Source organism: Streptomyces sp. NPDC015032 (assembly GCF_043080425.1).
GTDB lineage: Bacteria > Actinomycetota > Actinomycetes > Streptomycetales > Streptomycetaceae > Streptomyces.
The window spans coordinates 1-15,740 of the sequence record NZ_JBIBVN010000047.1 but is presented as its reverse complement, the minus strand read 5'-3'; the positions used below and the strand labels follow the sequence as shown (position 1 = coordinate 15,740).

The 15,740-nt window shown below is 70.7% G+C and carries 16 protein-coding genes and 3 pseudogenes; 11 read left to right on the top strand and 8 right to left on the bottom strand.

The window, feature by feature from the left end; all coding sequences use genetic code 11:
- Window positions 1–131 precede the first annotated feature (131 nt).
- Window positions 132–815, top strand: coding sequence for a DedA family protein (locus ACF08M_RS36460; RefSeq protein ID WP_392189581.1), 684 nt, complete (start codon window positions 132–134; stop codon window positions 813–815).
- Here the strand turns inward: ACF08M_RS36460 and ACF08M_RS36455 are convergent.
- The 3 genes from ACF08M_RS36455 to ACF08M_RS36445 form a co-directional block, all read right to left on the bottom strand.
- A complete protein-coding gene (locus ACF08M_RS36455; protein WP_392189580.1) occupies window positions 802–1,026 on the bottom strand; it encodes a DUF2277 domain-containing protein in 225 nt (74 codons plus the stop codon). The genes ACF08M_RS36460 and ACF08M_RS36455 overlap by 14 nt on opposite strands.
- Before the next feature lie 202 nt (window positions 1,027–1,228).
- Window positions 1,229–2,581, bottom strand: a complete 1,353-nt coding sequence (locus ACF08M_RS36450) for a DUF1254 domain-containing protein (protein WP_392189579.1) — start codon at window positions 2,579–2,581, stop codon at window positions 1,229–1,231.
- A gap of 154 nt (window positions 2,582–2,735) precedes the next feature.
- Window positions 2,736–3,170: a hypothetical protein gene (locus ACF08M_RS36445; protein WP_392189578.1), complete on the bottom strand. Its 435-nt coding sequence runs from the start codon at window positions 3,168–3,170 to the stop codon at window positions 2,736–2,738.
- A gap of 357 nt (window positions 3,171–3,527) precedes the next feature.
- Here ACF08M_RS36445 and ACF08M_RS36440 point away from each other — a divergent pair, with 357 nt between their 5' ends.
- From ACF08M_RS36440 to ACF08M_RS36425, 4 genes are all read left to right on the top strand, one after another.
- Window positions 3,528–3,602 carry a 50S ribosomal protein bL37 gene (locus tag ACF08M_RS36440; protein WP_099504217.1) on the top strand — a complete coding sequence of 25 codons (75 nt, stop codon included), beginning with the start codon at window positions 3,528–3,530 and terminating at the stop codon, window positions 3,600–3,602.
- 408 nt (window positions 3,603–4,010) lie between these two features.
- The gene (locus ACF08M_RS36435; protein ID WP_392189616.1) at window positions 4,011–5,639 is read left to right on the top strand and encodes an IS200/IS605 family accessory protein TnpB-related protein; all 1,629 of its coding nucleotides are present in this window, start codon (window positions 4,011–4,013) and stop codon (window positions 5,637–5,639) included.
- Between the two features lie 55 nt (window positions 5,640–5,694).
- A complete protein-coding gene (locus ACF08M_RS36430; RefSeq protein ID WP_392189577.1) occupies window positions 5,695–7,146 on the top strand; it encodes a sensor histidine kinase in 1,452 nt (483 codons plus the stop codon).
- A 40-nt stretch (window positions 7,147–7,186) separates the two neighbouring features.
- Complete coding sequence (locus ACF08M_RS36425; RefSeq protein ID WP_392189615.1) at window positions 7,187–7,840, top strand: response regulator; 654 nt, start codon at window positions 7,187–7,189, stop codon at window positions 7,838–7,840.
- 87 nt (window positions 7,841–7,927) lie between these two features.
- On the opposite strand, the pseudogene ACF08M_RS36420 reads toward ACF08M_RS36425, so the two are convergent.
- Window positions 7,928–8,146 (bottom strand): annotated as a pseudogene (locus ACF08M_RS36420) (phosphatase PAP2 family protein); the annotation flags it as partial.
- Here ACF08M_RS36420 and ACF08M_RS36415 point away from each other — a divergent pair.
- A complete protein-coding gene (locus tag ACF08M_RS36415; RefSeq protein ID WP_392189618.1) occupies window positions 8,055–8,366 on the top strand; it encodes a hypothetical protein in 312 nt (103 codons plus the stop codon). The pseudogene ACF08M_RS36420 and the gene ACF08M_RS36415 sit on opposite strands and share 92 nt — an antisense overlap.
- Window positions 8,367–8,547: 181 nt before the next feature.
- Here ACF08M_RS36415 and ACF08M_RS36410 read toward each other — a convergent pair whose 3' ends face one another.
- The gene (locus tag ACF08M_RS36410; RefSeq protein ID WP_392189576.1) at window positions 8,548–8,952 is read right to left on the bottom strand and encodes a hypothetical protein; all 405 of its coding nucleotides are present in this window, start codon (window positions 8,950–8,952) and stop codon (window positions 8,548–8,550) included.
- Between the two features lie 59 nt (window positions 8,953–9,011).
- Between ACF08M_RS36410 and ACF08M_RS36405 the strand changes: the two genes are divergently transcribed.
- Window positions 9,012–9,953 (top strand): N-acetylmuramoyl-L-alanine amidase, encoded by a 942-nt coding sequence (locus ACF08M_RS36405; RefSeq protein ID WP_392189575.1) that lies wholly within the window; start codon window positions 9,012–9,014, stop codon window positions 9,951–9,953.
- Window positions 9,954–10,063: 110 nt separating this feature from the next.
- Here ACF08M_RS36405 and ACF08M_RS36400 read toward each other — a convergent pair whose 3' ends face one another.
- Window positions 10,064–10,465: a hypothetical protein gene (locus ACF08M_RS36400; RefSeq protein WP_392189574.1), complete on the bottom strand. Its 402-nt coding sequence runs from the start codon at window positions 10,463–10,465 to the stop codon at window positions 10,064–10,066.
- Window positions 10,466–10,725: 260 nt separating this feature from the next.
- Here ACF08M_RS36400 and ACF08M_RS36395 point away from each other — a divergent pair, with 260 nt between their 5' ends.
- Window positions 10,726–11,022 (top strand): GYD domain-containing protein, encoded by a 297-nt coding sequence (locus tag ACF08M_RS36395; protein WP_392189573.1) that lies wholly within the window; start codon window positions 10,726–10,728, stop codon window positions 11,020–11,022.
- A 463-nt stretch (window positions 11,023–11,485) separates the two neighbouring features.
- The gene (locus tag ACF08M_RS36390; protein ID WP_392189572.1) at window positions 11,486–13,579 is read left to right on the top strand and encodes a WD40 repeat domain-containing serine/threonine protein kinase; all 2,094 of its coding nucleotides are present in this window, start codon (window positions 11,486–11,488) and stop codon (window positions 13,577–13,579) included.
- A gap of 26 nt (window positions 13,580–13,605) precedes the next feature.
- On the opposite strand, the gene ACF08M_RS36385 is transcribed toward ACF08M_RS36390, so the two are convergent.
- Window positions 13,606–13,761 carry a hypothetical protein gene (locus tag ACF08M_RS36385; protein WP_392189571.1) on the bottom strand — a complete coding sequence of 52 codons (156 nt, stop codon included), beginning with the start codon at window positions 13,759–13,761 and terminating at the stop codon, window positions 13,606–13,608.
- Window positions 13,762–14,261: 500 nt separating this feature from the next.
- Window positions 14,262–14,681, bottom strand: coding sequence for a DUF6578 domain-containing protein (locus ACF08M_RS36380; RefSeq protein WP_392189570.1), 420 nt, complete (start codon window positions 14,679–14,681; stop codon window positions 14,262–14,264).
- A gap of 13 nt (window positions 14,682–14,694) precedes the next feature.
- Here ACF08M_RS36380 and ACF08M_RS36375 point away from each other — a divergent pair.
- Both ACF08M_RS36375 and ACF08M_RS36370 read left to right on the top strand, forming a co-directional pair.
- Window positions 14,695–14,940, top strand: a pseudogene (locus ACF08M_RS36375) (transposase); the annotation flags it as partial.
- A 158-nt stretch (window positions 14,941–15,098) separates the two neighbouring features.
- Window positions 15,099–15,648: pseudogene (locus ACF08M_RS36370) on the top strand (IS630 family transposase); the annotation flags it as partial.
- Between the last annotated feature and the right edge of the window lie 92 nt (window positions 15,649–15,740).

Sequence of the window (15,740 nt, the reverse complement as noted above, 5' to 3'; positions counted from 1 at the left end):
GTGAGCTTCCCAACATCGTCCGTATTTATGGATCACCCGATCAGTGTCGGGCGTACGCTGTACAGCTGGCCCTGCCGCTCCTGCCGCTCCCCTGCGACGTCGCGGCGTTGTTCCGGATCGGGGAGTAGTAGGTGCTTGAGAGTGTGGGTGCGCTGGCCGGCAGCTCATGGATCTACGCCGTGGTCGCCCTCTCGGTGCTCCTGGACGTCTTCCTGCCCGTGCTGCCCAGCGGAGTCCTGGTGATCACCGCCGCCACGGCAGTCGCCGCCGGTTCGACGACCGTCGCGGGCGCGGCCTCCGCGACGAGCGCCGCCGAGCAGGTGTCCGAGGCACCCTCGCTCATCGCGCTGGTCCTGTGCGCGGCCGCCGCGTCGGTTGCCGGCGACCTGGTCGCCTATCGGCTGGCCTGGCGCGGCGGTGAACGTCTGGACCGGGCCATCGCCCGCTCCCGCCGTCTCACCTCGGCACAGGAACGCCTCGGCGCCGCCCTCGCCCGGGGTGGCGGCATCCTCGTCATCATTGCCCGCTTCGCCCCGGCCGGCCGCTCGGTCGTCTCGCTGGGCGCGGGCGCCGCGCATCGCAAGGTGAAGGAATTCCTGCCCTGGTCGGCCCTGGCGGGCGTGGCCTGGGCCGGCTACAGCGTGAGCCTCGGCTACTTCGGTGGCCAGTGGCTCGGCGCGACCTGGGTGGCCACGGCCGTCTCGGTCCTCGCCCTGTTCGTGGCGGGTGCCCTCGCCGCGTACGTCATGCGCCGCCCGGCCGCCGCGGCGGCCGCACAGGCGGCGGCGCACGCGACGGTCACTACGGCGTCCTGACGGCGCCCCGTATCTCCAGACCGTCCAGCAGTCCGGCGGTCGCCTCGGCTATCTCGTCGACGGCCCGGTCGAACACCTCCTGATTGTGCGCGGCCGGGGCACGGAAGCCGGACACCTTGCGTACGAACTGCAGGGCGGCGGCCCGGATCTCCTCCTCAGTGGCCTCTTCGGGGAGGGCGGGCGGGCGAAGGGTCTTGATGCTGCGGCACATGCCCCCAGTGTGACCCGAGCCACTGACAACGGCCGAGGCGATCTTCTGGCGACGGCCTCACCCGCGCCCCACCACACCCCACATCGCCACGCATCACGTCGCCCCATGCATCTCACGGCACCTCACGGCGCCCCATGGCACCCCATGCCCCCTCACCGCTCACCGCTCACCGCTCACCGCTCACCGCTCACCGCTCACCACCTCACCGCTCAGTGCTCCGTTCAACGGCGGGGATCTCGTACGCACCGTCGAGGATCTCCGGCCCCGGTTCATAGAGCCTGAGCACCACCCGGAACTCCCCGTCCGGCACGGGCAGCCGGTTCGCGTCCGCGACCGGGCCGGCCGGCCGCTCCCTCCCGAGGTGAATCGTCAGCGAACCGTCCGCGTCGTGCACGAGGCCCGCGGTGCGGTCGCCGATCGAATACCGCGCGGCCCGGTTCTCGACCGTGCGGTGGTCCCGCGTGCCGTACGTGGTCAGGGACCAGAACGCCCCGACCGGCGGCTGCCGCTCGAAGCGCAGCACATACGCGTGGGCACCGTTCAGGCGCGCACCGTCGGCGTCGCGGCAAGTGCGGGCGTACACCGCCTCGTAGCCATGACTCCCCCACAGCGCGTTCCGTGCCGCCACCGCCCTGGCCAGGTAGGAGGCCTCCCGGTCCGCGATCCGCCACTGCGGGGAGTCGATGGTCCCGACGCCGTGCCGGTCGAGGGCGTAGTCGAAGAGATGCGGATCCATCTCCCAGCCGCCGTCCACCGCCGAGGGCCCGCCCGCCCCCTCCACCCGCGCCCTGCCCCGTGCCAGGCCCTCGGTCAGTGCGTGTACGAGGCCGGGCTCGGCGGACACGTACGGCGACGGCCCCTCCTCCAGCAGCCCCAACGGCTGGAACCGGTCCTGATACGCCTGGTCGGCCGTGGACGGCGGGAAGTCGGCCATCCACACCCTGAGCCGTTCGAAGAACCTCAGCGACTCCGGCACATCGGGATCGGGCGCCGGCAGACCCGTACGGTGGAGACCCGGCTCGACGTGCGCGAGGGCGAGCTGCGCCTGAAGCGCGCGGACCCGCCCCATGTCGTCGGGACCGTCGCAGGCGCCACGGCCGATGACGGAGACGACGGAGGTCGGCGCGTCGATCACCCCCCGCACCCCGTCGGGCACACTGTCCGCCCAGCCCGGCGGTACGACGAGCCAGTCACCGGCCTCCGTACCGGTGGCACGGTGACCGACGTACGCGAAGTTGTTGGTCCAGGCGTCCACGAACTGCAGCACGTAGTACGCGCCGTCCGTATCGGGGACATGGAGGAGGACCGGGCCGCCGGAAAGGTCGAGGTGGGCGAGGGAGTGGACCGTGTCGTCGTCCCCGACCGACGCGAAGCGCGCGTCGGGGGGCTCCGGCCGGCCGGAATACGCGAAGTGGTTGAAGGGGGCGGGCGGCAGCGAGCCGGAGCCCGTCTGCATCAAGTCCTCGGCCGCCGACAGGCCATGGACCAGCGGGCTGCCGTAGACGTACGCCTCGGCGGCAAGAGCGACGTGTTCTTCCGTGTTCTCGTCCGACACCGCAGTCCTCTCCCTCACACGCCTGCTCACTTGCTCACTCACGGCGGAGGCGCGATGAGGGCCCGGCACGGACCGCGACTCCGTCCGCGAGGGCCCGGTCGAGTCCGTACGCCCCTACGCCCGTACGGCCCGTGCGCCCGTACGCCGATGCGCCTCAGATGACGGCCTTCGAAGGCTCCGTGCACAGGGCCCAGATCACGAACCCGTCGATGGCGACGGAAACGATCGCCCAGATCGGCTGATACGGGAGCCAGACGAAGTTGACGATCAGGCTGATCGCGGCGATCACCACACCCGTGGCACGGGCCCAGGCCGCACCTTTGAGGACGCCCCAGCCGACGCATCCGAGCACGATGCCGAGAAGGAGGTGGATCCATCCCCATGAGCTCACATCGAACTTGAACGTGTAGTTCCTGACATGCGCGTAGACGTCGTCGGAGGCGAGGCCGGAGATGCCCTTGACGACGCCGAGGACACCGTCGACGAGAAGCAGCACGCCGGCGAACATGATCCCGCCGGCCGCCCAGGGGTTGAGGTCCCCCGGGGCGGCGGGACGGGCCGGGCCGGGCGTGGACGCTGTGTGTGCCATGGGAACTTCCTGACCGGAGCGGGACTGCACGACAGAACCGACCCTGCGCGGGACCTTCCCGGGCAACCACCCGGACGCGCCCATACGGGTGGCGCGCCGAAGAACAGCCGCGCCCGGACCACGGTGCCGGAAACCACGGCACCTTCGCGACCCTGCACGTCGTCCCGCCCGGGAACTTCCCCGGACGACGCCCTGCCTTCCCCGGACGATCCGGCACCGGACCGCACCCGGTTCCCCGAGGCGCTGCGCGCCCGGCCGCCGGGGTGATCGCCCGGCGACACGACGATGATGCGGCCGCGACGGGCCGAATCTAGACTGACGGACGCCCGAAAAGTCATAAATGAGGGAGAGTTCAGCATGGCCAAGCGAGGAAACAAGCGTCGTGGCCGCAAGAAGAAGAAGGCCAATCACGGCAAGCGTCCCAACGCCTGAACCGGCCGAGCGCCGAGTCCGCCACGGTCGACGGGGCACATCATCTGCGGTGCGCCCCACCCCGTGAAGCAGTCGACGCGTCGCACGCCGGTGCCTTCGCGACGCACACCGACGGCTTCGCAACACCTACCGATCGCTCAGCAGCACATGCCGACGACTTCACAGCACGCGCCGATGGCTTCGAGGGGCTGGCGCGAACAGACCCCGGCCTCCTGAAAGAGATCTCACAGGGGTGTGGACTGCTGTTGGTGTGCTGCGTTGAAGTGAGTTGTGGTGAGCAGGAGTGGGTCCTGACGGTGGGTTTCGTGGGGTGGGAACGGGGGTTCTGGGGTCGAATGGGTGACCTTGGCGGCTGGTGCTCGTTGGGCTGGGTGGCGGGTGTCCGGCCTTGAGGGAGGGGGGGTTGTGGTGAGTGGTGTGCGGGAGTTGGCGGCGCCGTTCGTGGTGGCCGGGCCGTGCGGGGTGGCGGTCCGGGACCGTCTCAAGCACCTCACGCCCCGGGACGAGGAGGTTCTGCGTGCGGTCGGTGAGCACCAGGGCCGTCTGGCTTCCCGCGATCTGAAGGCCCGTTGTGCGGGTGGACTGGAGCACAGTGCGCAGACCTGGGCGTCACGCAAGCGGGACCTGACAGGGGTGTCGTCGTCGCGGATCGCCGGTGCGATCACCAAGGCCACGCATGATCAGTGGGCGCTGGCGCGGCGTTGCCAGGCGGCGCACGTCCAGACGCTGGAGGCCGGGATCGGGACGCTGCGGCACCGCCTGTCCCTCCCTATCGGCGCGCCGGGAACGAAGCGGGCCCCGGGTGGTTACCGGTCCAGGGGTGAGTGGTTCCACAAGTCCCGCCGTCTCGCGGCGCTGGAAGCCCGGCATGGTGCTGCGGTCCGTGACCGGCAGGCCGGACGCGTCCGGGTCGTGCGGGGCGGCAAACGCCTCCTCTACACCCGCCACCACCTCACCCAGGCCCGGCTGACCGAGGAGCAGTGGCGGGAGCGCTGGGAGGCGGAGCGCTGGTTTCTTGCCGCGGACGGTGAGTCGGGCAAACGGTTCGGGAACGAGACGATCCGCGTCACCCCGGACGGCGAGATCAGCATCAAGCTGCCCGCCCCGCTCTCCCACCTCGCCAACGCCAAACACGGCCGGTACACCCTCGCCTCGACCGTAAGGTTTGCGCACCGGGGCGTGGAGTGGACCGACCGCATCACCGCGAACCGGGCCGTCGCCTACCGCATCCACCTCGACACCGGCCGTGGCCGCTGGTACCTCACCGCGTCCTGGCAACGCCCCGCCGTCCAGACGATCCCGCTGGCCACCGCCCGCGCCCGGGGCATGGTCGGCGTCGACACCAACGCCGACCACTTCGCCGCCTACCACCTCGACCCACACGGCAACCCCACCGGCGAGCCCCGGCGCTTCTTCTACGACCTGTCCGGCACCGCTACTCACCGCGATGCCCAGATCCGCCACGCCCTGACCCAGCTCCTGCACTGGGCCAAGCAAACCGGTGCGGGCGCGATCGCCATCGAGGACCTCGACTTCACCGCCGAGAAGACCCGGGAGAAGCACGGCCGCAGGAAACGGTTCAGGCAGCTGATCTCCGGCATCCCGACCGGCAAGCTCAGGGCCCGGCTGGTCTCCATGGCCGCCGGACAGGGCCTGAGCATCGTCGCGGTCGACCCCGCCTACACCAGCATGTGGGGGGCCCAGCACTGGCAGAAACCACTGACCACCCCCAAACGAAAGATGTCCCGTCACGATGCCGCCGGCATCGCGATCGGACGACGCGCCCTCGGACACCCGGTCCGGCGTCGGACGGCACCGCCCCCACACGACCGGAGAGATCGTGCGGGGCATCGGACCACCCAGGCCAGGCCAGGCACCCGAGGACGTGAGGGAACCCGCCCACCCGCCACGGACCACGCCCCCAAAGACGTGCTGCCGAACGGGACGAAAAAGCGGCAACCCAGCGCATCCAACACCGTTCGGGACGCGCCCAGCACACATGACTGGGTCCAGGACCCACTCATGCACACTGGCTAGGAACGGTGACTTTCGGCAGTGCCCGGACCGTCCCGGGCTGCGTACCGTCGTCCGGATGGACAGAGCGATGATCAGCGGTGCGGCCCGGCGGGCCATCGGCCCGGGGACTCTTCTGACCGTTGCCGCGGCGGTCTGTGTCGGGTTGAGTGCCGTCAGCATGTGGTGGGCCCTGCCCGCGGCCGCGGCGGCCTTTTTCGCCGGCCGGGAGCCGGGAAGGACCGGTCCCACGGTCCTCGTGCTCGTGGCTGTCGTCGCGGGCGGGGTGGTGGCGGTGGCCCTGGTGCCCTCCTGGCTGCTGATGGCGGGGCGGTACGTCGCCGTGGTGGCGATGGCCGCGATGCTGCCCTGGTTCGCCGGACGCTTCTGGCGCCAGTACCAGGAGCTCGTCCGGGCGGGCTGGGAGCGGGCCGGCCGGCTGGAGCGCGAACAGCAGCTCGTCGCCGCGCAGGCACGGTCCCGGGAGCGGGCCCGGATCGCCCAGGACATGCACGACGTCCTCGGGCACGACCTCAGTCTCATCGCCCTGTCGGCGGGCGCCCTGAAGCTCGCCCCCGGACTCGACGAGGCCCACAGGGCCGCGGCCGGGGAGATCCGGACCCGGGCGGCCGCCTCGGTGGAGCGGCTCGGCGAGGTGATCGGCATCCTGCGCGAGGAAGCGGACGACGAGCCGCCGCGTACGCCCGGCACGGGCATTCCCCGGCTGGTCGACGAGGCCGCGGCCGCCGGTCTCGCCGTCGAACTGCGGATCGACGGCGACGGCGACGCCCTGCCCCGGCCGGCGGCACGCGCCGCCCACCGGGTCGTCCAGGAGTCCCTGACCAATGCGGCCAAGCACGCGCCGCACGCGCGGGTGACCGTAGGGGTGACACACGCGGCCGAGGAGACGACGGTCCGGGTGCGGAACGGGCCCTCGCCCGCGCGGGGCGGCCCGGAGGGCGTACCGGGCACGGGGCGGGGACTGATCGGGCTCGATGAGCGGGTGCGGCTGGCGGGCGGCACGTTCGAGTACGGACCGTACGCGGGCGGCTTCGCGGTCACCGCGCGGATTCCGCACACCCCAACCGCCCTCCGTCCGGTCACCGCGCCGCGGACGGCAGTCCCGGCACTGCCCCCGGAACACCGGCACGCCCGCAGCCTGGCCCGCCGGGCACTGGCGACCGCGATCGTGCTGCCCCCGGTGGCATGGGCGATGCTGAGTGCCGCTCTCATGGGCTGGGACATCTACTCGGCCCAGCAGTCCGTACTCGACCCGGGCGACTACGCCCGGGTGCGGGTGGGACAGGATCAGAACGCGGTGCGACGGCTGCTGCCCGAGCGCCAGACCACCCAGCGGCCGGTGGCCGGGGAACCGAAGGGACAAGGCACCACGTGCGAGTACTACGCGATGTCGGCGGACCGTTTCGACGACCGGTCCGGGGACGCCTACCAGCTCTGTTTCCGCGACGGCAGGCTGATGTCCAAGGAGGCCCTGACCCCACAGGTGCGCCGTGTTGTGGAGGAACGGTGAGCAGCCGGTGATCCGGGTACTGATCGCCGACGACGAACCGATGATCCGCAAGGGCGTGTGCTCGGTTCTGTCCACCGACCCGGGCATCGACGTGGTCGCCGAGGCCGCCGACGGGCACGACGCCGTCGAACTGGTCCGCCGCCATCGCCCGGCCGTCGCCGTGCTCGACATCCGGATGCCGGGGATGAACGGCATCGAGGCGGCGGCCGAGATCCGGCGCACCGTGCCGGAGACCGGGGTCGTGATGCTGACGACCTTCGGCGAGGACGACTACATCCTCCAGGCGCTCGGCGGCGGCGCCGCCGGCTTCCTGATCAAGTCGGGCGAGCCCGAGGAGCTGATCGCGGGGGTCCGCGCGGTGGCCGACGGCGCCGCCTATCTGTCACCGAAGGTCGCGGCGCGGGTCGTCGCCCATCTCTCGGCGACGGGCGCGGGCGCCGTGGCCGGTCGCCGTACCGCCGCCCGAGAACGGGTCCGCGGGCTGACCGGCCGGGAACGCGACGTGCTCTCCTTCCTCGGCAGCGGGCTGTCCAACGGACAGATCGCCCGGCGGCTCCATGTGGTGGAAGGGACGGTCAAGGCGCATGTGAGTTCCATCCTGGCCCGGCTGGGCGTGGACAATCGCGCCGCCGCGGCGGTCGTCGCCCACGAGGCCGGAATCGTCGCGCCTGCGCAGCCGCCCCGCGATCGCTGACGCCGCCGTCCGGGCGAGCGGCAGGAAGGCGAGCAGCACGGCTGTGACCACCGAGCCCCCGAGGACCGCACCGGCCAGCACGTCGTGCGGGTAGTGCACCCCTACGAGGACGCGCAGCAGTGCGGCCGCCCCGGCCAGCGGCAGGGTGACCGCGGCGAGGCGGGGCCGCAGCACGGCCAGGCCCACCCCGAGGCCCGCGGCCAGGGTGGCGTGGTTGCTCGGGAAGGACCAGTCGCCGAGGGCCGGGCACTCGGCGACGGTCTCCGCGGCACTGTGCAGAGCCCGGCAGGGCCGCTCCTCGTCCACCACCAGCTTCACCGCCTCGCTGACGGCGTACGCCACCACGGTGCCGACGCCGGCGAGCACTGTACCGGCGGAGAGCCGGGTGTCCCCGTGCCGTACACCGCTCCACCAGACCCACACCAGCAGCAGCCCGAGAGCCACCAGGGTGCCCTCGGTGGCCGCCTCCAGCAGCGGCCCCATCCAGGACGGGCCGTCGGCCACCGCCCCGGTCAGCGAACGATAGGCGGACGCGGAGGCACCCCCCGTCACCTCCACGGCTTCGTCCTTGCCCAATCCGCCGGGTGCGAGCCCCACGACAGCGGCCGCACCCGCCCCCAGGACGGCGCAGGCGAGCAGCGGCCGCCCGTTCCGGGTCCTGTTTCTTCCGGTTCCGGTTCCGTTTTCTCGTTTCATGAGAAGCGAACCTAGGAGCGGGGAGAGCGGGAGGCCCGGGCCGAACGACAGGGACCTCCCCTGACGATCGTCGGGGTAGCGGTGCCCGCGGGAGCGGCTGTCACCCCGGCCCCACCGCCCGTCATCCGGGCCGCCGCCGACGGCGCATCCGAAGAGCCCGCCGCCAGCAGCCGGACGAAAAGGGCGAGTTGCGTGTGCGTAACCGGCAGGGCGTACACGTTGCCGGCCGCACGGCCGAGTCCGGCGATCGTGGCAGGGGTATGGAACTCCTGCGAGCCAGTCGTCGATCCGGAACGGCCGGCGTGCACGCGGACATCGACGAAGGGCACGAAGTACACGGTCGCGGCGGCGGGTTCGACGTGACGTGGTCCGTACTTCCGGGTGGAGAAGGTGAAGTCGGCCGACGGAGTCACCAACAGGCTTGAGGGCACGTCCCGGTACGTCGCGTACACCTCAGGGTGAAAGGAAGAACCACATGGCAAAGCCCCTGACTGCCGCGCAGGTCACATCCGCCTTGCGGGCGGAAGGCGTGCGCATCGTCGAAGTCGGCAACTGGCGTACACACAACCGGAACTCGAAGGGGCCGTGGGGTCCGGTCCACGGGTCGATCGTGCACCACACGGTCACGAAGGGCACCGCGTCCACGGTTGCCATGGTCCGTGACGGGTACGCAGACCTGCCGGGCCCCCTGTGCCACGGGATGATCGCGAAGGACGGCCGGGTGCACATGGTCGGCTGGGGCCGCGCCAACCACGCCGGCGGTGGCGACCCGCGTGTGCTGGAGCAGGTCATCGCAGAGTCCTACGGCACCCGCCCGACCCCGCCCACGAAGGGCAACGCGAACGGAATCGACGGCAACGCGCGCTTCTACGGCTGGGAGTGCGAGAACCTCGGTGACGGCAAGGACCCCTGGCCCAAGGCGCAGTACCAGGCGATCGTCCGCGTCCAGGCCGCGCTGTGCCGGGCTCATGGATGGTCGGCGAAAAGCGTGATCGGCCACCTGGAGTGGAGCGCGGACAAGGTCGACCCCCGCGGCTTCACCATGGCCGGACTCCGCTCCGATGTGGCCGAGCGGCTGAAGCACCCCGCGAGCTGGAACCCGAATGAGGAGGACCCCATGGCAGGTATCACCAAGAAGGACATCTTCGACGCCGTCTGGAAGACGGACGCGATCGCCGGCCCGGCGGACGCGGCGGACCACAAGACGAACCCGACCTGGCAGGCGCAGTCGATCCTGAAGGACATGCAGGTCCGCATCCGGTCCATGGACAAGCGGCTGGCCGCCCAGACTGCCGCGATCACGGCCCTCGCCGGACAGCTCGGCAAGGGCGCGGACACCGCGACCGTCGTGGCCGCGGTCGAGACCGCGATCGACCGGGCCGTATCGGAGGAGAACGCCGGCACCGTGGAGACGTGAGGGCGTCGGTCAGCACGTCCGGGGCCGGGGCCGGTCCGGGGCCGGGTGCTCAGTGCGTCCGCACCGTGGAGACGTGAGGGCGCGCGCCGGCACACCTGCGGCCGACGGGGTCACCGGCCCCTCTCCTCGGAGTCGAGGTCGACCCCGGGGTGGGTGAACCGGACCGGCTTGCCCAGCTCGCGGGCGTAGGCGATTTCCGCGCGGGTGGAGTCGCCGATGTAGTCCCCGACCACGAGCACCTCGTCGGCGAGCCGGATCTTCGCCCGGTGCAGGTCGTCGAGCCGGGCCTTGAGCGGCCCGGCCAGCTCCTCGGTCGCCCACAGCGAGTGCGGTTCCTTCATGTTGCAGCCGGGCTTCACGACGATGTGGCCGGCGGCGGTGAGTTCACGGTCGGCGTCGCCCATGGCGTCCATGAACCTGGTGGAGCCGCAGATCACGACGATCGGCGGGATACCGAGGCGGGCCTTCGCGTCGGCGAGCCTCTCTTCCGGGGTGGACAACTGCGAGGACATGTGGATCTCCTGAGGCTGGTGTGTCCGGTTTCAGGCGGCGCGGTGGTAGTCGGGAAGGGGCTGTACGACTGCGTCTGCTCCGCAGAGAACCGCGGCGACCGTTGGTGTCCGCTGCCGTTCATGTCAGGCGCGGATGCCGGCCTGCCCCTCGATGCTTATGGTCGCTCGTATTGCTCGTTCGGGTGCGTATCTCGTGCAGGTTCCAGCCCGGATGTCCAGGCTTGACCTCACGATATGTCTCCTCGTGAAGGTGAAAGAACATGCCGACATACGTCACCTTGCTGAGCTGGACCGATCAAGGGCTCCGAAACTACAAGGACACCGCAGAGCGCGCGGAGGCCTTCGAATCAGCACTACAGAAGCTCGGGGCGAAGCTCCTGAGCATCTACTGGACCGTCGGTCCGTACGACCTCGTGGCCATCGTCGAGGCGCCCGACGACGAAACCGCCACGGCAGCACTCCTGCAGCTCGGTGAGGTGGGCAACGTCCGTTCCACGACTCTGCGGGCTTTCGGCCCACACGAGATGGAGCGCATCGTCGCCAAGGCGGCCGGCTGACGACCCACGTCATCCAGGGCACCCAGCGCGAGGCCGTCAGTCGCCTGGACCGCATGCTCGAACAGCGTCCCGACCGTGAGTGACCACGCCCCTGACTGACCGCGCCCATGACTGACCGCGCCCGTTGCTGCCGTCCGGCGGTCAGCCCGCCCCCTTGTGGATACCGCATGCACCGGTGACACCGCACGGGCGACAAGCCGCCGGCCCCTACGACACCACGAGTTCAACCTCAGTAGTACGGGTCCGGGCGGCCGGGCCGCGGCCGTCGTCGGACCGCCGCTTGTGACAGGACCGGAACAGACGCCCCGGCCGGGGCTCCATTACGCTGACGCTCGAACCAGCACGGGCCTCGATGGAGCGCCAGGTTCCGTACGGTGGGGGCGCGTTGTGCCGTGTCCTCGTACGAGGCAGCTGCCCGCGTGGCGCAGGCACGACCAGCTACCAGCTAGGGGTGACAGTCGGCATGTCCCAACCGGACCATGGCCCGCGCGCGGTTCCGCACCTGGCCGGCGCCCCGGGGTGGCCGACCGATCCACCGCCGGTCCGCCCGCTGGGATCCGGCGATCCGGTCACCGCGGGCCCGTACCGGCTGGAGGGCCTGCTCGGTTCGGGCGGCATGGGCCGGGTCTACCTGGCGCGCACCCCGGCCGGCAGCGCGGTGGCGGTCAAGGTCGTGCACCGCGAGTACGCGGCCGACGCGTCGTTCCGTAAGCGGTTCGAGCAGGAGGTGTCCGCGGCCCGGCGGGTGCAGGGCCTCTACACCGTGCCGGTCGTCGACGCGGATCTGGGCACCGACGAACCGTGGCTGGCTACGGCGTACGTCCCCGGGCCGGCCCTGCACGACGCGGTGGCCGCGCGGGGGCCGCTGGCGGTGGAGGCGGTGCTGGCGCTGACGGCGCAGGTGGCCGAGGCACTGCAGTCCATCCACGCGGCCGGGGTGATCCACCGCGATCTGAAGCCCTCCAACATCCTCCTCAGCGCCGACGGCCCCAAGGTCATCGACTTCGGGATCGCCCGGGCCGCGGACGTCACATCGGTGACGAGTACGGGCATGCTGGCCGGGACGCCCGGCTATATGGCGCCCGAATACATCAGGGGCGAGAGCCTCACCGGGGCCGTCGACATCTTCGCGCTCGGCGCCATCGCCGCGTACGCTGCCACAGCGCGACCCGCGTTCGGCGGCACCGGGCACAGTGTGCTGTACCGCATCCTCGAACAGGCGCCGGATCTCGACGGCTGCCCCGAGCCCGTTCGGACCGTGGCCGCCCGCTGCCTGGCGAAGGATCCGGCGGAACGGCCGGGCCTGGCCGAGATCATCCGCCTGTGCCGTACCGACGGCCCCGACCGGCCGGACCCCGCCGTACCGCCGCAGCGGACCGTCGTCGACCCTGCACCGGACTTCCACAACGCCGCCACCGCGCCCGCGGCGCCGCAGGCGCGGAATCCCGGGTCCAGGCAGGGGGGTTCGGCGCAGCCCGCACCGCTCACGGAAACACCGGCGATGTCGGTGCCCGCGCTGGTGGGCGGCATCGGGGTGCTGGCCGTGGTCACCGTACTGGTCGCCGTGCTGCTGCCCGGCAACTCCTCCGACCGCGACACACCCACCGAGTTGAAACCGGCTGCCACGCTCGGGGGTTACCCCCGGGGCAAGGGGCCGGAAGGCGTGGCGTTCAGTCCCGACGGCGCCACCCTCGCAACGGGTGCCGGGGACGGCACGGTGAGGCTGTGGGACGTGGCCGGGCGCAAGGTGCGCGCGCGGCTCGGCCCGCGGACGGCGCCCGGCGGCACCCCGGGGGCGGTGACCACGGTCGCCTTCAGTCCCGACGGCCGGCTGCTCGCCGCCGGAACGGCCGGGAACGTCGTCACGCTGTGGGACGTTGCCGGGCGGCGGCAAGTCGCCTCCATCACCACGACCGACGAGGATTCGGACTCCCTCGACAGTGTGGCGTTCAGTCCCGACGGCCGGCTTCTGGCCACCGCGAGCGAGGGCGGTGCGCAGCTCTGGCACGCAAGGACCGGCTCGGATCTGGGCAAACGGGTCGCCGTTCTCGACGACGACATGTGGGCGCGGCAGGTGGCCTTCAGCCGGGACGGCAGGACTGTGGCCACCGTGGGCTACTCCCACGATCAGGGTTCCAGTTCCGAGTGGACCGTGCAGCTCTGGGACGTGGCCCGGCACAAGGCGCGCAAGGAGCTCTTCCGCGCCGAGGAAATCTACGGCGTCTCGTACAGCGCCGACGGCAAAACCATCGCCACCGCCGCCGAGAACCGACGGGTCGAGCTGTGGAACGCGTCCGACGGCCGTGCCACGGGCAGCGTTGACGAGACGACCAGCGTGCCGGTCCAGAGCGTGGAGTACAGCCCTCGCGGCTCCACCCTCGCCGTGTTCGACGGCGATGTGGTCCGGCTCTGGGACATGGCCGAGAACAAGCTGACGTACCGGCTGGTCGGCAACAACTGGAACGTCCGGACCCTGGCGTTCAGCCCCGACGGCACGCAGGTCGCCACGACGAGCTCCGACGGTGTCGTGTACCTGTGGAAGACCCCGGCGTCCTGACCGGATCCGCACCGGCCGGGCGCCGTTCACCCTCGGGGGCGGCGCCCCCATCCCGCGTAGCCGCCGTCCACGCGAATCGTGTCGATCCCGCTGATGTCCTCGTCGCGCCACAGTCCGTCGAGGCGGTCACGTACCCATAACGCCGTCGTGCCCACCGGGTTGCTCGCCCGGGCGATCTGCACAGTCAGGGACGGAACTTGCTCACCGGAACGGGGGCGAAGCGACAACAGGCACCTCGACAACGAGATCAGCGTCGGTCTTCGAAACAGCCCTGTTGCCTGGGAGTTGCGAGGCTCGGTGCTCGATGACCAGACCAGGCGGGCAGAGGCGTCGTGCGGTGCTCCAGCGGAGGAAGGGGATGGAACGGGAGCGCAGGGTCGACTCGCAACGGTCGCACGATCGAGCCGAGGAACCTCAGCCGTTCGTTCGAGCGCATCACAGGGGATGCAGGGCTCCCCCGCAGCAGCTCGCTGCGGGGGAGTTCTGGCTGGTGGGCGCGGACGGTTTCGAACCGCCGACATCTGCTTTGTAAGCCTGGCACCCGCAGCTGACCCGTCATGGCAGCTCAGCCCCTCTGCCCGCTGGGACGGCTGTCACGAGCTATGGACGCCGCAGCGATCTTCCAGTGACCGTGGTTGACCGCTCGATCTGGCACGCATCTGGCACGCGTCCGCCGACTCCCTCATTGGCCGCGAGCAACTGCACCTTCCGGCAGCTCTGTGACACGCCGGGCGGTCACCAGGTAGCCCGCGAAGCTCACGTCCGGCCTGGCCTTCGCCCACCCGTCCGCCTTCTCAACCGGTACCAGTACGGTCGTGCCCGGAACGGGGTAGTTCACCTTGTCCGTGGCGCCCGGGGGTACCCCGTAACGGCAGTGCACCTCGACGATCGACACCACCTCCACCGAGGTGGGCGCGTGCCCCTCCCCCTGGCCGTGATGCTCCTCGCAAAAGTCGATCTCAGCCGCACGTTCGCTACCGACGACGTCGGCGTAGTCCTCCGGATCGACCTCCAGCAGGGTCCACGAGACAACATCTCCTGGCGCGAAGCTCTCTCCGCAGCACTGCATCTGCCAGTCATCGACCCAAATCGTCAGCGTCATGCGGTCATTGTCCGCCGAGCGACCCACGCTCTCCAACCTGCCCGAGACCACCCCGTTGCCCGTCCTCGTACGCACCGCGAAGCTCCGCTGGCGCATCGAGAACGACTACCGCGAGATGAAACAGGCCCTGGGCCTGGCCCACTTCGAAGGCCGCACCTGGCCAGGCTGGCACCACCACGTCACCCTCGTCTCGGTTGCCCACGCCTTCTGCACCCTTCAGCGACTGACCCGATCCCCAAAAGAGACGGCGTCGGCCTGAGCCTCTACCAAGTCGTCCGCGATCTGCAGATACTCATCGCGACCTGGACCGGCGCCTGCCCCACCTGTCACCGCGACATGCCAGACCCCGCACCAACATGACCAAGCCCTACTAGTGTTCTGAGTCGGGAATTCTGTTCAGATGTATAAGCTTGCTGTATGGCACGGACGGGGCGGCCGAAGGCCGAGTTGACACTGTCGGACGAGGAACGGGCCGCACTCGAGGAGTGGGTGCGGCGACGTTCCACGCCACAGGCATGGGCATTGCGGTGTCGGATCATCCTGGCCTGTGCCGAGGGCGCCTCGAATAAGGATGTGGCTGCTCAACTCGGTCCCACACCCCATGCAGTGGGCCGCTGGCGGGCCCGGTTCGTGCAGTACCGGATCGCCGGTCTGGGTGACATGCCGCGTCCGGGCGGCCCCAGGACCGTGACGGACGAGCAGGTCGCCGCGGTAGTCACCAAGACGCTGGAATCCACTCCGAAGAACGCAACGCACTGGATCGACGCGGTCGATGGCGAAAGAGATGGGCCTCTCCCAGTCGTCGGTGTCACGGATCTGGCGGGCGTTCGGCCTGCAGCCGCACCGCTCGGAGACCTTCAAGCTGTCGACCGATCCGTACTTCGTCGACAAGGTCCACGATGTCGTCGGCCTTTACCTGGACCCGCCCGAGCGGGCCCTGGTGTTCTGCGTCGATGAGAAGTCGCGTGCGCCACGAGGCGCTGATGGATCCGTGCGGGAGGAAGGACCCGCCGCCGGTTATCGCAGTGACCGGTCGAAGCTGGAGGCAGGCTGAGCCCC